Origin of the sequence: Azoarcus sp. L1K30 (assembly GCF_018122735.1) — a bacterium.
Taxonomy (GTDB): Bacteria; Pseudomonadota; Gammaproteobacteria; order Burkholderiales; family Rhodocyclaceae; genus Parazoarcus.
Genome location: NZ_JAGRRD010000001.1, coordinates 3,884,369 through 3,903,598, shown reverse-complemented (window position 1 = coordinate 3,903,598; position 19,230 = coordinate 3,884,369). Strand labels below are relative to the sequence as shown.

Annotated in this window: 13 protein-coding genes; 5 read left to right on the top strand and 8 right to left on the bottom strand. The window is 64.2% G+C overall.

Translation table 11 applies throughout. The features are described 5' to 3' along the window. Nucleotides 1-110: 110 nt before the first annotated feature. Both J5J83_RS17815 and J5J83_RS23175 read right to left on the bottom strand, forming a co-directional pair. Nucleotides 111-3,008 (bottom strand): EAL domain-containing protein, encoded by a 2,898-nt coding sequence (locus tag J5J83_RS17815; protein ID WP_212351292.1) that lies wholly within the window; start codon nt 3,006-3,008, stop codon nt 111-113. 135 nt (nt 3,009-3,143) lie between these two features. Further along, nucleotides 3,144-3,272 carry a hypothetical protein gene (locus tag J5J83_RS23175; RefSeq protein WP_282959134.1) on the bottom strand — a complete coding sequence of 43 codons (129 nt, stop codon included), beginning with the start codon at nt 3,270-3,272 and terminating at the stop codon, nt 3,144-3,146. A 145-nt stretch (nt 3,273-3,417) separates the two neighbouring features. Here J5J83_RS23175 and J5J83_RS17810 point away from each other — a divergent pair, with 145 nt between their 5' ends. The 5 genes from J5J83_RS17810 (at nt 3,418) to J5J83_RS17790 (ending at nt 7,497) form a co-directional block, all read left to right on the top strand. Beyond that, entirely contained in the window at nt 3,418-4,434 is a 1,017-nt protein-coding gene (locus J5J83_RS17810) for a M14 family zinc carboxypeptidase (RefSeq protein ID WP_212351291.1), read from the top strand. 4 nt (nt 4,435-4,438) lie between these two features. After that, nucleotides 4,439-5,221 carry an alpha/beta hydrolase gene (locus J5J83_RS17805; RefSeq protein ID WP_212351290.1) on the top strand — a complete coding sequence of 261 codons (783 nt, stop codon included), beginning with the start codon at nt 4,439-4,441 and terminating at the stop codon, nt 5,219-5,221. A 64-nt stretch (nt 5,222-5,285) separates the two neighbouring features. Continuing rightward, a complete protein-coding gene (locus tag J5J83_RS17800; RefSeq protein WP_212351289.1) occupies nt 5,286-5,729 on the top strand; it encodes a gamma-glutamylcyclotransferase family protein in 444 nt (147 codons plus the stop codon). A gap of 44 nt (nt 5,730-5,773) precedes the next feature. Then, nucleotides 5,774-6,772, top strand: coding sequence for an amidoligase family protein (locus tag J5J83_RS17795; protein ID WP_212351288.1), 999 nt, complete (start codon nt 5,774-5,776; stop codon nt 6,770-6,772). Next, on the top strand, nt 6,757-7,497 hold the full coding sequence (locus J5J83_RS17790) for a gamma-glutamyl-gamma-aminobutyrate hydrolase family protein (protein WP_212351287.1): 741 nt from the start codon (nt 6,757-6,759) through the stop codon (nt 7,495-7,497). The genes J5J83_RS17795 and J5J83_RS17790 overlap by 16 nt, the downstream gene beginning before the upstream one ends. A 28-nt stretch (nt 7,498-7,525) precedes the next feature. Here the strand turns inward: J5J83_RS17790 and J5J83_RS17785 are convergent, their stop codons facing one another. The 6 genes from J5J83_RS17785 to glmU all read right to left on the bottom strand — a co-directional run bounded on the left by J5J83_RS17785 (nt 7,526) and on the right by glmU (nt 19,047). Next, nucleotides 7,526-8,884, bottom strand: a complete 1,359-nt coding sequence (locus tag J5J83_RS17785) for an MFS transporter (RefSeq protein WP_212351286.1) — start codon at nt 8,882-8,884, stop codon at nt 7,526-7,528. A gap of 7 nt (nt 8,885-8,891) precedes the next feature. After that, on the bottom strand, nt 8,892-11,627 hold the full coding sequence (acnA, locus tag J5J83_RS17780; protein WP_212351285.1) for an aconitate hydratase AcnA: 2,736 nt from the start codon (nt 11,625-11,627) through the stop codon (nt 8,892-8,894). Between the two features lie 88 nt (nt 11,628-11,715). Continuing rightward, the gene (locus tag J5J83_RS17775; RefSeq protein WP_212351284.1) at nt 11,716-13,026 is read right to left on the bottom strand and encodes a Glu/Leu/Phe/Val dehydrogenase; all 1,311 of its coding nucleotides are present in this window, start codon (nt 13,024-13,026) and stop codon (nt 11,716-11,718) included. Nucleotides 13,027-13,987: 961 nt separating this feature from the next. After that, nucleotides 13,988-15,055 (bottom strand): OmpA family protein, encoded by a 1,068-nt coding sequence (locus tag J5J83_RS17770; protein WP_212351283.1) that lies wholly within the window; start codon nt 15,053-15,055, stop codon nt 13,988-13,990. Between the two features lie 761 nt (nt 15,056-15,816). Beyond that, nucleotides 15,817-17,643 carry a glutamine--fructose-6-phosphate transaminase (isomerizing) gene (gene glmS / locus J5J83_RS17765; protein ID WP_212351282.1) on the bottom strand — a complete coding sequence of 609 codons (1,827 nt, stop codon included), beginning with the start codon at nt 17,641-17,643 and terminating at the stop codon, nt 15,817-15,819. Between the two features lie 45 nt (nt 17,644-17,688). After that, nucleotides 17,689-19,047: a bifunctional UDP-N-acetylglucosamine diphosphorylase/glucosamine-1-phosphate N-acetyltransferase GlmU gene (glmU, locus tag J5J83_RS17760; RefSeq protein WP_212351281.1), complete on the bottom strand. Its 1,359-nt coding sequence runs from the start codon at nt 19,045-19,047 to the stop codon at nt 17,689-17,691. Nucleotides 19,048-19,230 lie beyond the last annotated feature (183 nt).

Here is a 19,230-nt window from a genome sequence, read left to right as displayed (position 1 = left end):
GATGGCAGCACTGAGTACGCCCACACCCCGAAAGACGCACGAAAAAGAGGCGTAAACGCCGCACAACCGCGTTTCAGCGCGCGACGGGCTCACTGCCGGCATCGACACCTTCACGGCCGGGACTCGAATAGCGCCGCCACCGGTCCGGGACGACCAAAGTAATAGCCCTGATAGGCAAGACACCCCTGCCTTGCGAGCGCGTCGCGTTGAGCCAGGGTTTCGACGCCCTCGGCGATGACCGACAGCCCCAGGCTTTCGGCAAGGGTGATGATGGCACGCGCAATGGCGGCATCACTGGGGTCGGTCAGCAGGTCGCGCACGAAGGAGCGGTCGATCTTGAGCTGGTCCAGCGGCAATCGCTTGAGATAGGCCAGCGATGAATAGCCGGTGCCGAAGTCGTCAAGGGAAAATCCGACCCCGCGCGCCCGCAGCTGGGCCATGCGCAGGATGGTCGCCTCGACATCCTGCAATAGCAGACTCTCGGTCAGCTCGATCTTCAGGCAACGCCCGTTCGCGCCACTGCGATCGAGCGCCGCCAGCACCTGTTCGACAAAATCCGGCTGCCGGAACTGTCGCGCACTGACATTGACCGACAGCGTCAGCGCCGCCGTTTCGAGGGTATCGCCCCACTCGCGCAACTGCGCACAGGCGGTATCGAGCACCCAGGCGCCGAGCGGCAGGATGAGGCCGGTCTCCTCTGCGGCGGGCACGAAATCCGCCGGCCCGACCATGCCGCGCTCCGGATGTTTCCAGCGCAGCAGGGCTTCAGCGCCGATCAGGCGTCCTTCGTAATCGACCTGAGCCTGGTAGTGGAGCTCGAATTCCCCGAGCTCGAGCCCGCGGTGCAAATCGGCCTCCAGCTCCGCGCGCGCGCGGACAGCCGCCTGCATCTCCGGGTCGAAAAAGACCAGCGTATTGCGCCCTGCGGCCTTGGCCTGGTACATCGCCAGATCCGCCTGCCGCAACAGGTCATCGACCGCGACGCCCTTGCCGGCAAACAGCGTGATGCCGATGCTCGGCGTACTGAAACGCGACTGTCCGTCGAAGACATGGGGCCTCCCGAGGCAGGCGATGATCTTCTCCGCCACCGTTCTCGCGCTTGCGGCAACAGTGTCGCGATCGGCCTCGAGGCTGCCGAGCATGACCACGAATTCATCGCCGCCAAGGCGAGCCACGGTATCCTCGTCACGGACGCATTTCACCAGACGCTCGGCGACCTGCCTGAGCAGGAGGTCACCCTTGTCGTGGCCAAGCGTATCGTTCAGGGTCTTGAAATTGTCCAGGTCGATGAACAGCAGCGCGCCACAGGTCTTGCCGCGCACGCTGGCCGTCAACTGCTGCTGCAGCCGGTCGATCAGCAGGCGCCGGTTGGGCAGGCCGGTCAGCGAATCGTAGAAGGCGAGCCGCTTGATCTCCTCCTCCATCGTCTTGCGCTGGGTGATGTCCGTCGAGATACCGCACAGTGCGTAGATGTGCCCATCCTCGTGGCGCAGCGGAATCTTCACCGACAGGAAGGTGTGGGCGCCCTCCTCGCCGTGACGGACGTTCAACTCCTCCACCGCAACGTGCTCGCCCTTCTCGAGCACCCGGGCATCGTTCGCGCGCAAGGTCTCCGCCGTGTCGTGGTCGAAGAAGGCCCCATCGTCGCGACCGATCACTTCCCGAGCGTCGCGGCCGAAGAACTCGCACACCTTCCGATTGGCATACTGGTAACAATAGTCCGAACCCTTGATGTAGATGTAGGCCTCGACGCTGTCGAGAATCACCGCGAGCTTGTCTTCGCTCTCACGCAACTCAAGTGCCTGACGTCGCAATGCATCGCGTTGGGCAACGTTTTCGAGGTAGTAGGCACGAAAAAGGCTGCGCGACCAGTACGAAAACAGGAACGATGCGGCAAGCGCAACCACGAGCGCCAGCATGACCTTGGTCAGCAGGTCGGCCACCGCTGCCCCGTCACCCGCCTCATAGGAAATGCGTTCCTCCTCTAGCGCACTACGCAATTCATCTTCGAGGACGGTTGCGACGACGGTCCAGCCCCATGGTTCATAGATCCGGACCAAGGCGAGCTTGCTGACCTGGCGCCCTGTCTGGGGGTCGATCCACTCATAGCGCAGCAGCCCGCCACCTTGCTGCGCCTTGCGGTGCAGCGCAGCGAGTGCATCACGCTGCAGTGCGGACAACGCGCCCGGCGCCATCCTTTCGAGCACCGCTTCAGATGGCGACAGCAGCACCTGCCCGTCGCTGTCGAGCAAACCGATATAGCCGCTTTTTCCAAAGCGCAAGGTGCGCAGGCGATGCATGGCTTCACGCTGCTGCACTGCGTCCCATTCGTCGGTGTAGTCGCCGGAGCCTATCAACCAGTTGTATGGGGCGAAGTGACGCACGTAGGCAAGCTTGTCCGCCATCCTTCCGCGGGTGTTGGGACGGTACCAGCGGTAATTGAAGAAGCCCTTGCCTGCCGGCTCGCGCGCGGCGTCGATCAAGCCGCGCATGATGTAGCGCCCGGTATCGTCCTGGTTGTCGGGCAGCAGACGCCCTTCGAGCTGGGGCGCGGTCGGCAGCAGGACGAAACGTCCCTCGAGATCGTCGATGAAGTAATAGCCTCGCCCGTCGAAGAAGCGGACTTTTCGCAAAGCCTCCACGATCAGGCGCCGGACCTCCTGATCGGGGCGCCGCCCCGATTCGGTCGCATGGATAGCCTCGGCGATCTGCATTGCCGAGTCGACCTTGTCGACCAGGGTGCGCCTGAGTTCGGTGTCGCTCAGCGAACGGGTGAAATCGAGGTAACTGAATGCGGAGCTCATCTCCGCCTGCAGCCTGGTTTCGAGTTGGGATGCAACATTCTTTTCCAGGCGCGCGAGCAACTCGCGGCGCTCGAGGATGTGCTGCCAGGAAAAGAAGGTTCCCAGCGCCAGCGTCAGCGCGAAGACTACGACAAGCGTGCCGATCAGGTACAGTCGAGGGACGGTTTGCTCACTGTCGGCAAGCTTGATGGCGGGGAGGAGCACGGGAAGCGCGAGGAAGGAGATCTGCCTTTGGTATTAGCGCATTGTATCCTTGGCGCATGCGGGGGCAATAAAAGAATCTCTGCGGTGTGACATCGTGCCCCATGATCGCTGCGATCAGGTGCGGCCGCACCTGCGCTAGCGATCGGGCGGCCCGTGGCGGAAGCGCGCACGCTGCAATGCGACAAGCTCGACCACGCCCCACAGCATGGCGCTGATGAGGGCGCACAGCGGATAACGGGAAACGCCGTCAATCAGCGCACGCATTCGGACTCCGGGAAGAGGCGGATCGGGAACCGCCTACGCTATCAGCGCTATGTGACAGGGTCGTGTCGTTAAGGCCATGGCGTTGAGCGCAGAATTTTTCCGACCACTGCGCTATGCTCGGATACCCACCTTCGGACGACCGCAAGTGAGCCACCCTGCGCTTCCCGAACTGTCTGCACTGGAGCGCATCATCGACGATGGTGCGCAACATCTCGAAGCGCGCATCATGCGGACGGTCGTCCTGCGATCGGGTCAGCCGCTCCCGATCTACGCCATCACGCTCGGCAATCCGGCGCCCGAACTGCCTGCCATCGGCATCTTCGGCGGCATCCATGGCCTCGAACGCATCGGTGCCAATGTCGCGATCGCCTATCTGCACTACCTTGCCATGCGTCTGCAGTGGGACGCCACGCTCCATCGGCAACTCGATACACTGCGCCTGGTCTTCATGCCGCTCGTCAATCCCGGCGGCATGCTTCTGGGTACGCGCGCCAATCCCAACGGTGTCGACCTGATGCGCAACGCACCGCTGGAATCGTCCGAACGCGTCCCGCTGATGATCGGCGGTCAGCGCATCAGCCCACGCCTGCCCTGGTACCGCGGCAGCCAGGGCGATGCCATGGAGATCGAGAACCAGGCGGTGTCCGAAGCCGTCGCCGACGAACTGCTCGGACGCCAGTTTTCCCTTGCCGTAGACTGCCATTCCGGTTTCGGTCTCAGCGACCGCATCTGGTTTCCCTACGCACATACGCGCACGCCTTTCTGCCATCTCGCCGAAATCCATGCGCTCAAGGAAGTGTTCTTCCGCACCCACCTCCACCATCCCTACATTTTCGAACCCCAGAGCCGCCAGTACCTGGCTCACGGCGATCTGTGGGATTACCTCCATCAGCGCGCCTGCGGCACACCGGGGCGGATCTTTCTGCCGCTGACGCTGGAGATGGGCTCCTGGCAGTGGATCAAGAAGAATCCGCGCCAGCTGCTGTCGCGCAACGGCATGTTCAACCCGCTCATTGCGCATCGGCAGCAACGCGTGCTGCGCCGCCACGTATCGCTGCTCGACTTCCTGTCGCGCGCAACCTGCAGCGCGCACAAGTGGCTGCCTCAGGGGGCCGCGCGCGCCGAACACCACGCCCAGGCAGTGGCGCACTGGTACGCCTGAGCCGATGGCGACATGGATATTTCTTCGCGGCCTGACGCGGGAGCAGCGTCACTGGGGTCATTTCATCGACACCTTCCGCCGTACATTGCCCAGCGCGGACGTGGTGACGCTCGATCTGCCCGGCAATGGAGACCTCAACCGACAGATCAGCCCGACCGACGTTCGGCAACTGGCACGATTCGCCCATGAGCGCTCGGCAGGGATCGGTCTGTCCCCACCATACAACCTGCTGGCCATGTCGCTCGGCGCCATGGTGGCAGTTTCATGGGCGGACGCATATCCCCAGGATATTGCGCGCTGCGTGCTCATCAACACCAGCATGCGGCCCTTCAGCCCATTCCATCACCGCCTGCGTCCGCACACGTATTGGCCCCTGCTGCGCCTTGCACTCACGGTGCGCGATCCGCGCAGGCATGCGAGTGCGATCCTGCAACTGACCAGCCGGCACCACGCGAACGACCCCGCAATCGTGGATGAGTGGAGCCGCATCCACGATGACCACCCGGTCTCCACCCGCAACGCCATGCGCCAACTGATTGCCGCGGCGCGCTTTCACGCGCCGCCGCGCAAGCCGGCTGCAGAAATGCTGCTGCTGGCCGCTGCGGGCGACATGCTGGTCAACCCGGCCTGTTCGGCTGCGCTTGCAGCGGCCTGGGACTGTCCGCTCCGCCAACACCCCACGGCCGGACATGACCTGCCGCTGGACGACGGGGAATGGGTCGCGACGCAGGTCGCCGACTGGCTCGCTCCCGCCAACGGCACGGCGCGGAAACGAATCAAGACGTAACGCAGGAACCCTGGCGTCTTCTCCCCTGTCCATCAGGAGACGGATTTCCGCAGGCCTGGAGGGTATGGGGCGAAGCAATACGTTTTGGCGCAGACTTGAATACTGGATTTCCGGCGCTGGCGCGGCAACGGCTATCGTTGGGGCCTGCCTGTGGTACCTGCTGCTGAGCCCCTATGGATACGCCCCGCCGCCCGGACTAGCACAAATCGACACGACACACGCCCATCGCGTGTTCGCATACGGCACGCTCCGCTACCGCCCGGTGCGCTGGCTGGTGATCGGCGACGCGACAATACCCCGAATGGCGCGATTGTCCGGCTTTCGCGCGGACGGGCTCAATGTCGTCGCCGATGCTGCAGCACGGGTCGACGGCGTGGTGTTCGAGGTCACGGCAGCCGGGCTCAAGGCGCTCGATCGATATGAACGCCTTGGCATACGCTACGAACGCGTTGAAATGACACTCGACGATGGAGAAACCGCGTGGGTATATCGCCGACTCAAGCCGTGAACGAAAGGTCAGCAAGTCATCAACCGGAGGAGCGTGCGAAAACAATGCCACAGCAACAGAGAGCCCTGCGAAAGCCGGCGCTGACACAGAACCCCGATGGCGGCCCCCGTCGGGTCGGCGTCGAACTGGAAATGAATGGCTTTACGCTCGACACACTGGCCACGCTCGTCGCGGACGCCATCGGCGCAGACATCGAGCATCGGGGACGTTATGAGCGGGTGCTCAGGGGGGATGCAGCGGGCGACTGGCTGGTCGAACTGGACTTCGAACTCCTGAAACAACTGGGCCGCGAGCACCACGACGAAGACACTTTCGCGGGCGGCATTGGCAAATCCACCGAAGAAGCGCTCAAGTGGCTTGCAACCCCGCTGGTACCGCTCGAGGTCGTCAGCCCACCCATGCCCATGGCACGCCTGGGAGAGGTCGAAGACCTGATCGCGCATCTGCGCGAGGCGGGCGCTCAAGGGACGTCGGATCGCCTCGTCAACGCCTTCGGCATGCAGCTGAACGTTGAGCTCCCGCACACCGACGCGAAGACGATCGCAGCCTATCTGCAGGCCTTCCTGTGTCTGTACGACTGGCTCTACGCGCGCGCGGACATCGACATGTCGAGGCGCGTCACGAGCTACGTCGATCCGTTTCCCGTCGATTACGTCGTGCGCGTGCTCGACGCCGACTACCGTCCGGATCTGGCAACGCTGATCGACGACTATCTCGACGCCAACCCGACGCGAAACCGCGCCCTCGACCTGCTGCCCCTGTTCCTCGAGCTGGATGCGCCGCGCGTGCGCCGTGCAACGGCCGACGCCCGCATCAAGCCACGCCCGGCCTTCCACTACCGCCTCCCCGACTGCGAGATCAGCCGCCCCAGCTGGGGACTGCATTGCGCATGGAACGACTGGATCGAGGTCGAACGGCTCGCCGCAGACCCGGAACGCCTGCGCGCATGCAGCGAGCGCTACCGCAAGATACTGCGAAGCCCGATCGAGCGACTGCTCGGTGACTGGGCCGACGAGGTCGAGCGCACGTGGATCACCCACTGATCGCGATCACCGGTCCGGAGAAGGGCGCGCTCGGACCGCGAATCCTCGTTGCCTGCGCGGTGCGGCTGTATGGCGGCAAACCGATACACATTCGCCCTAGCGACAGGTGGCGCCTCCACCATTACGATGGCGTCGTCATCACCGGCGGTCATGACATCGATCCGGTGCTCTATGCCGCCGAACCCGAGGTCGAGCCCCGTCACGACACCGCACGCGACGCCCTCGAGATGCGGATCATCCGCACGTCGCTCTCGCGGCGGGTTCCGATCCTCGGGATCTGCCGCGGCGCCCAGCTGCTGAACATCTATCGTGGAGGCAGTCTGTTCCAGGAACTGCGTTCGCGGCGTCGCCACACGTCGAATCGATGGACGGTGCTGCCGCTGAAAAAACTGCACGTCGAGGCCGGCTCCATGCTTGCGCGCCTGGTCGGCGATGGCACGCAACGTATCAACAGCCTGCACAACCAGGCCATCGACCGCACCGGCGACGGTCTCCAGGTCTGCGGACGCGACCTCGACGGCATCGTGCAGGCGATCGAAGACCCCGACTACGGCTTTCTGCTCGGCGTGCAGTGGCATCCCGAATTCCTGCTGCCCGTGACCGCCCACCGCGCCCTGTTCAAGGCGCTGGTCGACAGCGCGCGTCGTCATGCCGCCGCCGATGCGGTGTCCTCCACACGCAGTTCCCGGCCAGGGCGCGCCACCGGCAGCAAGCCCGCACCGTGAAGTCCTTTTTCCGCCGCGCCTTACCGCGCTAGGTCTCCGCTGCCCCGTGGTCCGCAGCGCCCGCCCCCTCCGCTTCCGGCAGGCGATAGACCATGCAGGCACCCCCAAGCCCGAGCATCGACAGCGCGAGAATGACCAGCGGCGTCGAGAATGCCGCGCCGATCGCCCCCAGGGTTCCCGCGCCAAGCAGCACCAGCCCCACCACGGTATTGCTGACGGCAACATAGTCAGTGCGCTCATTGCCCGAAGCGATGTCGACGACATAGGTCTTGCGTCCGATCCGCGCGCCCTGGTGGGCAACGGCGAGCACGAAGTAGAGCACCGGCAACAGCCACGACATTCCCCGCCGGCCCTCGCCCAGCGCATCGATGGCAAATGCCGCCACGCCCGCGGCCGCAGCCAGGCCGGCTCCGAGCATCATCACCTTGCGGCTGGAGCGATCGGCGAGTCGCCCCCAGAAAGGCGCGCTGACCAGACTCGCGAGCCCACTTGCAGCGATGAAGGCTCCCAACAACAGGGGCTGCGAACCGAACGCCGCCTGACCCAGACTGACGTAGAACGGTGCACTCAATGCCGTACATAGCAGCAGACAGCGCGCGACCACGAAACGCCGCAGCAGGGGGTCGGTCTTCAGGCACCCCAGCCGTGCACCTGCGGTCGCAGCGCCGCCTGCCTTGTTGTCCGGGGACTCGGGAGACTCGCGCATGCGCGCATAGATTGCAGCAGCAAGCAGCCACAGCGTGGACGCCCCGAGCACGATCAACGCATAAAAGCCGGCATCGTGGCGTGTATCCGGGCTCAACACCAGCATGGCGCCCGCACCGACCGTAACGAGCCCGGCCGCACTCGCCGCCCACGCACTTGTTTGCCCGCGCGCAGATTTCGGTATGGTCCGGGCAAGGACATCCTTTGCGGCAATCGAACTGAATGCACGCGCAAGACTGAACACCATCAGCAGCGCGATGATCAGCCAGCCCGCGGTCGCGCCGCCGACAAACATGGCGCTCAGGCCAATGCCTGCCACTGCGACCGCCTGCGCTACCGCGCCACCGACCCACACCCATTTTCGGAGCCGGCACGTGCTGACGAAACTGGCAATGGCAAATTGCGGCAGCATGGAGCCGGACTCACGGATCGGCACCAACAGGCCGACCAGGTAGGCCGGCGCGCCGACCGCACCCAGCAGCCAGACGAGACTGATCTTGGGGCCGGTCAGCGCATCGCCGAGCTGGACCAGGAAGGTGGCGCCGATGGTGCGAAAGAAATTGCCCGGAATGGAATCGCGTGCCGACGGCCGAAACACCTCTGCCGCATCATCGTCGACATCGACCAGACGCTTGAACAGGCGCTCGGCGGCGCCGTGGCGCGCACTGCTGACGGCATTCATCCGGCACTCACTGCGGCTGCGAAAGCTGGCGCAGTACGTAGTGCAGGATGCCGCCGTGCTTGAAGTAATCCCACTCCTTGGGGGTATCGACGCGCACCCTGACCGTAAATGTCCTGCCGCCGTGAACCGTTACGCGGGCTTCACGGTCACCCGGCGCTACCGGTCCGATGTCGTAGCATTCCTTTCCGCTCAGGCCCAGCGAGCTGGCGGACTCGCCGTCCTTGAACTGCAGCGGCAGCACGCCCATGCCGACCAGATTGGAGCGGTGGATGCGTTCGTAGCTTTCCGCAAGCACGGCCCGCACACCGAGCAGCAAGGTCCCCTTGGCCGCCCAGTCGCGGCTCGAGCCAGTGCCATACTCCTTGCCCGCGATCACGATCAGTGGCGTGCCCTCGGCCTGGTAACGCATGGCTGCGTCGTAGATCGTCATCTGCTCGTCGCCGGGCTGGAATCGCGTCCACCCGCCTTCGGTATCGGGTGCGAGCCGGTTGCGCAGACGGACGTTGGCAAAGGTGCCGCGCATCATGACCTCGTGATTGCCGCGGCGCGAACCGTAGGAATTGAAGTCGGCGACGCCCACCCCATGACGCTTGAGGTATTCGCCCGCCGGGCTGTCCGCCTTGATGGAGCCGGCCGGGGAGATGTGATCGGTGGTGATCGAGTCGCCGAGCAGGGCCAACACACGGGCGCCGGTAATGGGCCTGAGTGGAGCCGGATCCTTCGTCATGCCCTCGAAATAGGGCGGATTGCGGATGTAGGTCGATTCCGCCGGCCAGTCGTAGCGGCGCTCGGCCGGCGTGTCCATATCCGCCCAGCGTGCGTCGCCCCTGAACACATCGGCGTAGGTGCGCAGGAACATCTCGCGGTCGATGAGCGCGATGGCATCGTGCACCTCCGCCAGCGATGGCCAGATGTCCTTGAGATACACGGGTTTGCCGTCGGCGTCATCGCCCAGCGGATCCTGGGTCAGATCGATGTCCATACGCCCGGCCAGCGCATAGGCCACCACCAGCGGTGGCGAGGCGAGGAAATTGAGGCTGACGTCGGGATGAATCCGGCCCTCGAAATTGCGGTTCCCCGACAGCACCGACGCCACGGCGAGGTGCTTTTCCTGCACGCCGTTGCGAACCGGCTCGGGTAGCGGCCCGGAGTTGCCGATGCAGGTCGTGCAGCCGTAGCCGACGACGTCGAAACCAAGGCCGACGAGATCGTCCAGCAATCGGGCGCGCTCAAGGTAGTCGGTGACCACCTTCGACCCTGGCGCCAGCGAAGTCTTGACCCATGGCTTGGTCCTCAGGCCCCGCGCCCGCGCCTTGCGCGCCAGCAGCCCCGCGCCCATGATCACGCTGGGGTTGGAAGTATTGGTACAGCTGGTGATCGCGGCGATCACCACCGCGCCGTCGGTCAGATCGAAGGTCGAGCCGTTCAGCGTCACCCGCGCCCGCCCCGCCGCCTGCTGTGCCCCCTCGCCAACGCCCGTGACGCCACCTTCGTCCTGCAGGCGGGCGATGTCCTCCTCATGGATCGGATCGCCCTCGCGCGCCGCCTGCAGTTCGCCCAGATGGTGCGCGACAACGGTCTTGGCGTCTTGCAGCGCAATCCTGTCCTGCGGCCGTTTCGGCCCGGCGATGCTGGGCACGACGTCGCCCAGGTCGAGCGCCACGCAGCTGCCGTACTCCGCTTCCGGAGTGTCCGCGGTGTGGAACATGCCCTGCGCCTTGGCGTAGGCCTCGACCAATGCCACCGTCTCGTCGTCACGCCCGGTCAGTCGCAGGTAGCGCAGGGTTTCGTCATCCACCGGGAAAATGCCACAGGTCGCGCCATATTCGGGCGCCATGTTGGCGATGGTGGCACGATCGGCCAGCGGCATGGCGGCCAGTCCGGGACCGAAGAACTCGACGAACTTGCCGACCACCCCTTCCTTGCGCAGCATCTCGGTAACCGTCAGCACCAGATCGGTCGCCGTCACCCCCTCGACCAGCTTGCCGGTCAGGCGGAAGCCGACCACCTCCGGGATCAGCATCGTGATCGGTTGACCGAGCATGGCCGCCTCGGCCTCGATGCCGCCAACCCCCCAGCCGAGCACGCCCAGACCATTGATCATCGTCGTGTGCGAATCGGTGCCGACCAGCGTATCGGGGTAGGCCAGTCGCACGCCATCCTGCTCGACAGAGAACACGACGCGGGCCAGGTGCTCGAGATTGACCTGATGAACGATGCCGGTGGCGGGCGGCACGACGCGAAAACTGGCGAAAGCCTGTTGGCCCCAGCGCAAGAACTGGTAGCGCTCCCGGTTGCGCTGATATTCGAGCTTCGAATTGAGGTCCAGCGAATCCGCACTGCCGTAGTGATCGACCATCACGGAATGGTCGATCACCAGCTCGGCAGGCGCCAGCGGGTTGATCCGCTCGGGGTCCCCGCCCAGCGCCTGCATGGCGTCGCGCATGGCAGCAAGGTCGACAACGGCGGGCACGCCGGTGAAATCCTGCATGACGACCCGCGCCGGCGTGAAGGCGATCTCGCGGTCCTGATGCTGCGCCGGTCGATTGGCGGCGACGGCCAGAATGTCATCGCGCGTGATCGATTTTCCGTCCTCGAAACGGAGCAGGTTCTCGAGCAGGATCCTTGTAACAAAGGGCAGGCGAGGCAGATCGCAGTGGGCGGCCAAGGCTTCGAGACGATAATAGACGTGCGCCTTGCCCCCGACGTCGAAGGTGGCACGGGCGTTGAAACTGTCATTCATGGTTCGCTCTCCTTTTGTGCGTCCTGCGGTTTCAATCTGACGCCACGCAAGTTCGGCGGCAGATTCACTGGTGCTGAACAGACCGGTGCTAGCCTGTAGAGAAATCGCGGCAGGTACCGCGTTGCGACTGCGCATCGGCGATACGTCCGACGCCATGCAGGTAGGCCGCGTCGCGAAACGACACGGATTCCACCGCCGCCAGGTCCATGACCGCGGTCGCCTCTGCCTCGAGACGTTTGCTCAGACGCAGATTGACGCAGTCTTCATCCCAGTAGTCGCCGCTGCGGTTCTGTATCCACTCGAAATAGCTCACGATCACGCCACCACAGTTCGACAGCACATCGGGCAGCACCGCGATACCACGTTGCGCCAGAATGGCATCTGCCTTGCTGGTCACCGGCCCGTTCGCAATCTCGAGGATCAGGCCGGCGCGCACCTCGCCGGCATTGCGCTCGTCGATCTGGTCCTCCAGCGCTGCAAGCACCAGCACGTCGACTTCGAGCGCCAGCAGTTCTTCGTTGCTGATCTCGCGTGCGCAGTCATGCCCCCCCACGACGGAGTCCTCGCAATACACCGCGTCGTTGAGCTTGCGACGCTCATGCTTGTGGGCCCAGATGGGCTCGGGATCAAGGCCGTCAGGCGCATGAATGCCGCCCTTTGAATCGGACAGTGCGACGATGCGGTAGCCGGCCTGATGGGCAAGGCGTGCGAAGTGGTATCCGGCGTTGCCGAAACCCTGCACCGCCACGGTCGTCCGCGCCGCCTCGCGTCCTTCGCGCTGCGCCCACAGATCCAGTACCTGCAGCGCGCCACGTCCGGTGGATTCGACACGACCCCGCGACCCGCCCAGCTCCAGCGGCTTGCCGGTGATCACCGCAAGGTCGTGGCGCCGAACGATGTTCGCGTACTCATCGGCCATCCAGCCCATGATGGTCGGGTTGGTATTCACGTCCGGCGCAGGAATGTCCCGGTCCGGGCCGACGACATCGGCAATGGCACGCATGTAGCCACGCGACAGGCGCTCGAGCTCGCCCCGCGAAAGACACTTCGGATCAACCCGCACACCGCCCTTGCCGCCACCATAGGGCAATCCGGCAACCGCACACTTGATCGCCATCCAGAAGCTGAGCGTGCTCACCTCGTCCGCCGTGACCGCCGGATGAAAGCGCACCCCGCCCTTGGCCGGCCCACGAATGGTGCCGTACTGCACTCGCCAGCCGGTGAATACGCGCAACTGCCCATCGTCCATCCGTACCGGAATGCCAACTTGAAGCGACAGCGCCGGCTGCGCCAGGCGCACACGCACATCTTCGGCCACATCGAGCCGCTCGAACACTGTTTTCAGGCGTGCGTGTGCATCTTCCAACTGCGCAGGCCGGGGATCGGAATCTTCTGCCATCGTCGTACTCCTCCGCGCGTGCCGCCGCAAACCGGCTGCGGGCAAGATGGGGGTCGTCGACAGCACGGCAGGCATTGCAATCGCGCTATCGTGATGCCATTACCCCTGCATGCGGCACGGTAAGCCCATGTTGCATGCCGGTCGTGTCCTGTTCGATGGAAGGTGACCGATTCGGTTCCCGCATTATCTGCGGATGCATAAAAAGCCCCGTGTCCCATCTCCCCTCACCTGCCTCAGCCAGCAAGTTCGGCGCCGGACGATGACGGCGTCCATGCGAACGCATCCCTGGAACGCAAGACCGCGCGCGCAAGACACAACACCACGCTGGTCGCCCCGAATACGGGCGAACGTCAACGCCCGAAAACAGGGCGGAGCGGAAATCGATCGATCACGTACGATCGAAGGACTCGAGCATCCGACGCAATTGTCATGCACTCACGATAGCGTGGTCCCAAGAAATTGGGCGACCAACAATTCGACGCACCGAGTCCGCCTGCATTGCGCAACCTCTGCCCGACGGCAATGATCAGCACGCGGCAGGCGCGGGGCAGATCACCCTATCCCCTCTTGTGTCTTCGAGAGTGAACCATTGTCCGATGGGGCCAGCACCTGTCAACCCGGCCCCATGATCGCAATAAATAATGTCTGTCGGACCGCCCAGAACATGTCAATGCAATCATCTGCGCTTGAATATTTTCTGTCGGGACCAAAAATGGCCTTTGTTTCGAGCGCCTGCTCATCGGCCTTATTTGAACCTCAACATAAGGCCGAATTTTGGAAATGCCTCGATTAAGTTGAGCTTCCAGCGACGCGGCTTTCAACTCCAGCGAGTGATTCCGCCGCGTCATCCTCGTCATGCTCTTGCTCCATTTCTAGACCGCTACGCAGCCTTCGGTTGGGCAACGCTATCACTTATCTTACTGTCCAAATTTCCGGGACCGGCTCTCCGTGGCGGAGGGTCTCACTGCACGACCAGTTCGACGCGGCGGTTCTTGGCGCGGCCGGCTTCGGCCGCGTTGGCGGCCACCGGCACCAGGCTGGCCACGCCCTGGGCCGAGAGGCGGGCGGCGGGGATCTGGTACTGCCGAACCAGCGCGTCCACGACCGCCTGCGCGCGCTGCTGCGACAGCGTCAGGTTGGCCGCCAGTGCGCCCTGGTTGTCGGTGTGGCCGACGATGTAGACCTTCAGCATCGGCTGGGCCTGAAGCAGGTGGGCCATCTCGTCGAGCTGGGCCTTGGACTCGGGCTTGAGCGCGGCCTTGCCGGTATCGAAGTAGATGCCGTAGAGGGCGATCTTGCCCTCGGCCTGCAGGCTGTTCTTCAGCGCGTCGGCGTTGACGGTGACTTGGCCGCCCAGCATGGCCTTGGGCTCGGCGATCTCGATGTAGCTACCGACGAAGGGACTGTTGTAGACCTTGCCGGTGTTGATCATCACATGCACGGTGGTGCCGTTGCGGCTGAGCGTGCCGTAGCTGAAGAACAGGTCCTCGGTGCCAACCATGTTCACGCCGCCCAGGCCACGCATCGCATCGGCCAGTTTGGGGTCGGACTGGCGATCGCGGCTGGCCGCAAAGTTGGCCTGCTCGAGCGCCTCGTAGCGGTCATCGGCAAAGCCGTAGCGCATCTTCTCGCACAGGGGCTGGCTGGGCGTGCAACTCACCACCGCCTTGAAGCCAGCGGCAGCCAGGGCCTGCTCGTAGTTGCGATGCACCTCCAGCGGGGTCTTGCCCGGCGGGGCCAGGTAGACCAGGCGGGTGACCTGGCCTTCCACCGTCACCGGCGCGAGGAAGTGGTTCTTGTTGTCCAGGCCCAGCTTGCCGGGGAAGCTGGTCTGGGCAAAGGACTGCTGCTGGTAGGCGATCAGCCAGGAATCGGTGTAGCGCTGCAGCAGCGGGTGGTCGTGCCCACCTGCCACATCGGTGGCCCAGCTGGGGGCGGCGACAGCCTGCATGGCAGGGCAGCCCAGGGTGCCGGCCAGCGCCAGGCAGACCAGGCCCGCGCGCAGGCGGGCGTGCATCGAACGGATCATCGGAGTCCCTGTCAAGGATGGAAAATCCAAGCATCATACTCTCAGCATCCCCCCCTTATGTACCCATCGTCATCCAAGAAATTCGGTGCGTTCTTGCTCCGGTGTATCGCTGATATCTACCACCATACCCTGCCTGATGCCGGAGTCCCTGAAACCCTCCGTTAGCACGCAATGCGCTGATCGAATTCGAACTCCGGAATCGGCTGCACAAACGGTCAGCACCGCCCGGGGGCGATGATCCGCATCGTGCCACCGCATTGCAGACAGATGAGCGGAAAGACTTCGTAGGTGGGCGCCAAAAGCACTGTCCGGCCCTGCCCGTCATCGTGCTGCGCCAGCCGGGTGGAGAGGTGGATTTGGACAAGACGGTAGAGAAGCGTGCGCTCCAGACACCGACGGCGATAGACGACGGGCACCGGGCAGGCTTTCCCGGCGGGTGTGGGCATGGGTATCCGGATCGGAGGATCGGGATGAATGGCTGTATGCAAATACAGACATCGAGGCACGCCGGTATAAACAAAACGGCGCTCCGAAGGGCGCCGCTCACGCTCGGGAAATACCCGAAAAGCTTACATCTCGACCGTTTCCGCCCCTTCCACGAAGGCCGGAATCTGGTCAAAGTTCATGTAGCGATACACGTCCGCCGCCTTGGCGTTCACCAGTTTGATCTGCTCCATGCACTCCGGCACCGTAACGATCCGTCCAACAGACATTGTTGCACGCCGACAGACTTCATTTATTACGATCACCCGCCAGCGTCGCTACTCCACCGTCACCGACTTCGCCAGGTTGCGCGGTTTGTCCACGTCTGTGCCCTTCACCAACGCTGCATGGTAGGAAAGCAACTGCAGTGCAATCACGTGCAGTACCGGCGACAGCATGCCGTAGTGCTCGGGCATGTGCAGGATGTGCACGCCTTCGGATTCCGGAATCTCGCTGCCGGCATCGGCAAACACGTACAGTTCGCCACCGCGGGCGCGGACTTCCTGCAGGTTGGACTTGAGCTTTTCCAGCAATTCGTCTGCGGGCGCGACGGCGATCACCGGCATGTCCTTGTCGACCAGCGCCAGCGGACCGTGCTTGAGCTCTCCGGCCGCGTAGGCCTCGGCGTGGATGTAGGAGATTTCCTTGAGCTTGAGCGCGCCTTCCATGGCGATCGGCCAGTGCCGGCCGCGACCGAGGAAGAGGGCATGTTCCTTGCCCGCAAAGCGCTGCGCCCAGGCTTCGATCTCGGGCTCGAGTTCGAGTACCTTCTGGATGGCTACGGGCAGATGGCGCAGGGCGGTGAGATAGTCAGCCTCATCGGTCTCGGGTAGGCGGCCGTTGATCTTGGCCAGCGACAAGGTGAGCAGGGCGAGTGCGGCGAGCTGGGTGGTGAAGGCCTTGGTCGAGGCGACCCCGATCTCCGGCCCCGCGCGGGTGATGAAACGCAACGCGGCCTCGCGCACGATGGCAGATTCGGGCACATTGCACACAGCCAGCGTGCGCATCATCCCAAGCGCGGCGGCATGCTTGAGCGCAGCGAGGGTATCGGCGGTTTCGCCCGATTGCGAGATCACGACGACCAGAGTGTCGGCCTCGGGCACCGACTTGCGGTACCGGTATTCGCTGGCGATTTCGACCGTGCATGGAATGCCGGCAACGGATTCGAGCCAGTAGCGCGCCACCAGACCGGCGTGATAGCTGGTCCCGCAGGCCAGCACCAGCACGCGGCGCACACCGTCGAAGACCTCGGGCGCACGCGCACCGAAGTGCAGCGGCGAGATCGAGCCGCCGCCGGCGATCATCTCGAGCGTGTTGCCCAGCGCCTGCGGCTGCTCGAAGATCTCCTTCTGCATGTAGTGGCGGAACTGCCCCAGTTCGACGGCATCCGCCGACAGGCTGGAGATGTGCACCTCGCGCTCGACGGCACTGCCATCTGGCAGCATGACGCGGTAGCCATCGCGCCGCAATTCGGCAAGGTCGCCGTCTTCCAGATACACCACCTTGCGCGTGACCTGCAGCAGTGCGGCGGTATCCGATCCGGCGTACATGCCGTCTTCGCCGATACCGAGCAACAGCGGTGAGCCGCGACGGGCCACGATCGCGCGGAAGGGGTCGGCCTCGGAGAGCACGCCGATGGCGTAGGCGCCGACCAGCTCGTTGGTGGCCAGCCGCACCGCTTCGAACAGGTCCGGTGTGGCGGCAAGTTTGCTGTGGATCAAGTGCGCAATGGCTTCGGTGTCGGTCTCTGACTCGAATACATAACCACGTTCCTCGAGGCTGCCCCGGATCGATTCGAAGTTCTCGATGATGCCGTTATGCACCACCGCCAGCCCACTCGATATGTGCGGATGGGCATTGCGCTCCGAAGGCACGCCATGGGTTGCCCAGCGCGTGTGGGCGATGCCGATGTTGGCAGACAGCTGGCGGGCGTCGGCGAGTGCGGCGAGTTCGGCCACCCGGCCCGCCGAGCGCAGGCGGGTGAGTTCGCCCGACAGCACCGCGAGCCCGGCAGAATCGTAGCCGCGATATTCGAGCTTGCGCAGGCCCTCGAGCAGCATGGGCACGACGTTGTTGGTGGCGATGGCTGTGACGATACCGCACATGGCGCTTGTCCTTAGGTACGTTGACTGCAGGCCCGCTGCAGACGGTTACGTGTTCTTGACCGGCTTCTTCCAGCCGGAGATGCTGAGCTGTTTGGCCCGGGACACCGTAAGCTGCTCGGGCGGTGCGTCCTTGGTCAGTGTGGTGCCCGCGCCCACCGTGGCACCGCGACCTACCCGAACGGGTGCGACCAGCTGGGTATCGGAGCCGATGAAGACGTCGTCCTCGATCACGGTGCGGTACTTGTTGGCACCATCGTAATTGCAGGTGATGGTGCCCGCGCCGATGTTGACGCGTTGGCCGACATCGGCATCGCCGACGTAGGCCAGGTGATTGGCCTTGGAATGATCGGCCACGACGCTGTTCTTGATCTCGACGAAATTGCCGACATGCACATCAGTGCCGAGCACCGTTCCCGGCCGGGTGCGCGCATACGGGCCGATCACGCAGGCGTCGCCGGTCACCGTACTGTCGAGATGCGAGAAGGGCGCCACCCGCGTGTCGGCACCGATGGACGTGTTGCGGATCACGCAGTTGGCACCGATGGACACGCCATCGGCCAGCTCGACACGCCCTTCGAACACGCAGTTGACGTCGATCTCGACGTCGCGCCCACAGACGAGTTCGCCGCGCACGTCGATCCGCGACGGATCGATCAAGGTCACCCCTTCGTCCAGCAGGCTGCCGGCGATCGTACGCTGGTGCAGACGCTCGAGCTCGGCCAACTGGGCCTTACTGTTGACGCCAAGGGTTTCGGCCACCGCATCGGGCCGCACCGTGGCGACATCGACGCCCTCGGCCACCGCCATGGCGATGATGTCGGTGAGGTAGTACTCGCCCTGCGCATTGTCATTGCCAATACGCCCGAGCCAGTCGCGCAGCCGCGCAACAGGCGCCACCAGGATGCCGGTATTGACCTCGCGCACGCGGCGCTCGGCGTCGGACGCGTCCTTCTCCTCGACGATGCGCAGCACCCGTCCAGCATCGTCACGGAGAATACGGCCGTAACCGGTGGGCTGATCGAGCTCGACCGTCAGCAGCGACATGCGGTCGGTGCCTGCTGCCGCGACCAGACGACGCAAGGTCGGCACCCCGATCAGCGGCACATCGCCATACAGGACGAGCGCCAGCGCGCCGTCGGTAAGGTGAGGCAAGGCCTGCTGCACCGCGTGGCCCGTTCCCAACTGCGGGGATTGCAACGCCCACGCCAGATCGGGCGCATCGAGCCGCTGCCGCACCACCTCGCCGCCATGACCATAAACGACGCAAATGCGCTTCGCGTCGAGCGCACGGGCGGCGCCCAGCACATGTGCAAGCATCGGCTTACCGGCAATCGGTTGCAGAACCTTGGGCAGTACCGAACGCATGCGTTTGCCCTGCCCTGCGGCAAGAATCACGACTTCCATGAGGCATTCCGGGAGATTGATCGCGACGGATTTTAGCATGCGTCATGCAGCCGACCTGTGAACGGTGACCGGATTGCGGTCATTGCAACAGACGTGCTGCATTGCACGAATTCGCCACTGAATTCAACCTTCGTAATAATGGTGAGGCTAGAATGGTCATGTTGCAATGCACGCAAAAAAGGT